This is a genomic window from Burkholderia sp. Ax-1720, from assembly GCF_011753035.1.
In the GTDB taxonomy this organism is placed as follows: Bacteria; Pseudomonadota; Gammaproteobacteria; order Burkholderiales; family Burkholderiaceae; genus Burkholderia; species Burkholderia gladioli.
The window spans coordinates 1-3,954 of the sequence record NZ_VWWK01000314.1 but is presented as its reverse complement, the minus strand read 5'-3'; the positions used below and the strand labels follow the sequence as shown (position 1 = coordinate 3,954).

At 71.5% G+C, this 3,954-nt stretch carries 4 protein-coding genes; 2 read left to right on the top strand and 2 right to left on the bottom strand.

The features are described 5' to 3' along the window. Positions 1 to 1,206: serine hydrolase domain-containing protein (locus F3J18_RS35880; RefSeq protein ID WP_240156503.1), on the top strand; the 1,206-nt coding region annotated here is incomplete at its 5' end. A gap of 98 nt (positions 1,207 to 1,304) precedes the next feature. Here the strand turns inward: F3J18_RS35880 and F3J18_RS35875 are convergent. Beyond that, on the bottom strand, positions 1,305 to 1,772 hold the full coding sequence (locus tag F3J18_RS35875) for a hypothetical protein (protein WP_025099192.1): 468 nt from the start codon (positions 1,770 to 1,772) through the stop codon (positions 1,305 to 1,307). Positions 1,773 to 2,138: 366 nt separating this feature from the next. On the opposite strand from F3J18_RS35875, the gene F3J18_RS35870 reads away from it, so the two are divergent. Continuing rightward, positions 2,139 to 2,801 (top strand): flavin reductase family protein, encoded by a 663-nt coding sequence (locus F3J18_RS35870; RefSeq protein ID WP_025099191.1) that lies wholly within the window; start codon positions 2,139 to 2,141, stop codon positions 2,799 to 2,801. 87 nt (positions 2,802 to 2,888) lie between these two features. Here F3J18_RS35870 and F3J18_RS35865 read toward each other — a convergent pair. Further along, positions 2,889 to 3,954 (bottom strand): heavy metal sensor histidine kinase (locus F3J18_RS35865; protein ID WP_166916858.1); only part of this gene is annotated, 1,066 nt, incomplete at its 5' end.

Here is a 3,954-nt window from a genome sequence, read left to right as displayed (position 1 = left end):
GCGCACCTGGCCTTCCTCGGCGCCTGGACGCTGGCGATCGCCGCGCTGGTGCTGGTCGAGGTGCTGCTGACCTTGTGGGACTTCGTGGTGGAGGACGGCAGCCGCAAGCTGCCCGCCACCGAGCGCGGGCTCGCCTACCAGGGCGCGCGCGGCCCGGCCAACGCGGCCGGCGAGCCGATCGGCCCCGATACGGTGTTCTGGATGCTGTCGATGACCAAGGCGATCACCGCCACCGCCTGCATGCAGCTGATCGAGCAGGGCCGGCTCGCGCTCGACCAGCCCGCCGCCGAAATCCTGCCGCAACTGAAGGCGCCGCGGGTGCTGGAGGGCTTCGACGCGGCCGGCCAGCCCAGGCTGCGCCCGGCGCGCCGCGCGATCACGGTGCGCCACCTGCTCACGCATACCTCGGGCTATACCTACAGCATCTGGAGCGAGGCGCTGGGCCGCTACGAACAGGTCACGGGCATGCCCGACATCGGCTACTCGCTGAACGGCGCCTTCGCGGCCCCGCTCGAATTCGAGCCGGGCGAGCGCTGGCAATACGGCATCGGCATGGATTGGGTGGGCAAGCTGGTGGAGGCGGTAACCGACCAGTCGCTGGAAGTGGCGTTCCGCGAGCGGATCTTCGCGCCGCTCGGCATGCGCGATACGGGCTTCCTGATCGGCAGCGCGCAGAAGCGCCGCGTCGCCACCCTGCATCGGCGCCAGGCCGATGGCTCGCTGACGCCGGAACCCTTCGAGACCAACCAGCGGCCCGAGTTCTTCATGGGCGGCGGCGGGCTGTTCAGCACCCCGCGCGACTACCTCGCCTTCCTGCAGATGCTGCTGAACGGCGGCGCCTGGCGCGGCGAGCGGCTGCTGCGGCCCGACACCGTGGCGAGCATGTTCCGCAACCAGATCGGCGATCTTCAGGTTCGCGAAATGAAGACGGCCCAGCCGGCCTGGTCGAACAGCTTCGACCAGTTCCCCGGCGCGACGCACAAGTGGGGGCTGTCCTTCGATCTCAACAGCGAGCCGGGGCCGCACGGGCGCGGCGCCGGCTCGGGTAGCTGGGCCGGGCTGCTGAACACCTACTTCTGGATCGATCCCGCCAAGCGCGTGACGGGGGCGCTGTTCACGCAGATGCTGCCGTTCTACGACGCGCGCGTGGTCGATCTCTACGGGCGCTTCGAGCGCGGGCTCTACGACGGGCTGGGCCGCGCCTGAGCCGCGCCGCGCGCGCGAGGCAGGGGCGGCGGCCGTGGGTCGGGCAGCGGCATCACCAAAGCCCGACCCGCCCATGTCACCCGAGCCGCATGCGTCGCTCAGGTCCCGTTCGCGCCGCCGTTCGCGACGGGCCGCCCGCGCGACAGCCCCTCGGCGAATACCTTCAGCGCTTCGAGCAAGGGCATCAGCGCCTGCCACAGCGCCTCGTCGTGCAGCAGCCGATACGCGCCCGTCACGCCGGGCGCCGTGTCGTGATGCGCGGCCGGCTGCCAGCTCGTGACATGCCGGATCGCATCGCCGGCGGCCAGCGCGGTGCGCTCCAGTTGCTCGGGCGGGATGCGCGACAAGGCAGTCAGCAGCACGAGCAGGTTCTGCATGCCGTTCTGCACCACCGGCTGGTCGAGCCCGGACAACATGCCGGCGATATGGCTGTTGGTATCGACGAAGTCGTGCGCGACGCGCAGGAAACCATGCTGGTGAAGACTGTCGAGCAGGTGGCCGAGCGCATCGTGCGCGGCCGGCCGGGCGGCCGGGGAAGAGGAATCGGGATTGGCGGGATCGGGCATCGTTGCATCTCCGCAGGTAGGCCGCCTCGCATGGCGAGCGCGGCGCACGGGTGGGCGGCGACGTCAGGGCCGCTGGCTGGAAAGACCGAGAAACACTGCATGCCGGGCCGCGGACGCCGATCGACTTCGCATCCTCGCATGGAGGCGTGCCGCGATGCTGGGGCGCCGAACGCGGCTCGCGCCAACGCACCCGCACGCGAGGCCGGGCTCGCCTGGCACGAAGCATCCGGCGTGCCCGCGAGCGCGAAGCGGGTTTGCCGGATCGGGGCGCGTTTCATGCCCGATTGCACGGCAAGAACCGGAGCGCGCCGGGCGCCGCCGCCCGGCATCCTGGGAACCGTCAACCACCCACCCAGGAAACCCGCCATGCACGTCACCGCCCATCCCTCGATCCTCTACTTCGGCACGCCCGTCGCCCTGCTCGCCACCGTGAACGCCGACGGCAGCCACAACCTCGCGCCGATGTCCTCGGTGTTCTGGCTCGGCTGGCGCTGCTTCCTCGGCCTGCAGGGCAGCTCGAAGACCACCGAGAACCTGCGCCGCACGCGGCAGCTGGTGGTCAACCTGCCCTCGCCGGAACTGGTCGGCGCGGTCGACCGGCTGGCCCGCACCACCGGCTCGAACCCGGTGCCGCAGGACAAGCTGGAGCGCGGCTATCGCCACGAGCAGGACAAGTTCGGCGTGGCCGGGCTGACGGCCCTGCCTGCCGAGACGGTGCTCGCGCCGCGCGTGGCCGAATGCCCGGTGCAACTGGAAGCCGTGCTGGAGGACGAGCACGCCTACGACGCGGAAGGCCCGATGTCCGGTTTCATCGCGATCCTGGAAGCGCGCATCACGCGCGTGCACGTGGACCGCGCGATCCTGATGGACGGCCACCCGAACCGCATCGATCCCGACAAGTGGCGCCCGCTGATCATGAGCTTCCAGGAGTATTACGGGCTCGGGCCGAAGCTGCATCCCTCGCGGCTCGGCGAGATTCCCGAGGAGCTGTATCGCACGCCGGACTTCGAGCGCGCGGTCGAGGCCTGAGCGGACGAGCGGCGCGCGCCGGCGCCGATACGCATCGCGTTGGCGCGCGGGCCTCGATCGCCTCGCGCCTCGCGCAGCATTGTCGGCTCAGGCCGCGCTCTCGCGCGGAAACGTCAGCACGAAGCGCGTGCCGCCGGCATCGCTCTCGGCATACACGGTGCCGCCATGCAGCTCCATCACCGAACGCACGATCGCCAGGCCCAGCCCGGCCACGCCGCCGGTGCCGGGCGCCTGGCGGCTGCGTGCCGGATCGGCGCGATAGAAGCGGTCGAAGATGCGCTCCAGCAGCTCGGGCGCGATCGGCTCGCCGGGGTTGCTCACGCTGATGGTCAGCGCCTCGGCGCTCTCGCTCGCGGCCAGCCGGATCTCGCCGCCGCGCGGCGTGTAGCGCAGCGCATTGGCCAGCAGGTTGCCGATCGCGCGACGGAACAGCTCCAGCTCGGCGCTCAGCCGCCCGCCGCCTTCCACCCGCAGTTGCAGGCCGGCCTCGTCGGCGAGGCCCTCGAAATAACCGGCGATGCGCAGCAGTTCCTCGCGCACCTCGAAGTCGCGCCGATGCGTGACGAAGCCGGGATGCTCGGCGCGCGCGAGGAACAGCACGTTCTCGATCATGCGCGACAGGCGCTCGTATTCCTCCAGGTTCGATTCCAGCAGCGCCTCGTATTCGGCCGCCGTGCGCGGCCGGCCGAGCGCCACCTCGGTGGCGCCGCGCATGTTGTTGAGCGGCGTGCGCAGGTCGTGGGCCAGGTCGGCGCTGAACTGCGAGAGCTGGCGAAAGCCGCGTTGCAGGCGCGCCAGCATCGCGTTGACGGCCTCGACCAGCGGCGCCAGCTCGCGCGGCACGCGCCCCGCGTCGAGCCGCGTATCGAGCCGGTCGACCGTGATGCGGCCGGTATCGGCCACCACCCCGCGCAGCGGCCGCAGCGACAGGCGGATCAAGGCATAACCGACCAGCATCGAGAGCGCCGCGCCCACCCCGCCGGCCAGCCACAGCGTGTCGCGGTAGCGGTCCAGCAGCGCGCGGCCGTCGCGCAGGTTGCGGGCGAGCACCAGCGCCACGCGCGTGCCGTCGCGCAGCCGCGCGTCGACCACCATGCCGTGCACCGGCATCCCGCCGCGCGTGGCCCAGGCGACGATCTGCGTGCCGACGATG

What these genes read in the sequence shown, in the direction of transcription:
- F3J18_RS35875 (WP_025099192.1), bottom strand. Translation starts at nt 1,772, where the DNA reads ATGCCCGATCCCGCCAATCCCGATTCCTCTTCCCCGGCCGCCCGGCCG.
- F3J18_RS35870 (WP_025099191.1), top strand. Translation starts at nt 2,139, where the DNA reads ATGCACGTCACCGCCCATCCCTCGATCCTCTACTTCGGCACGCCCGTC.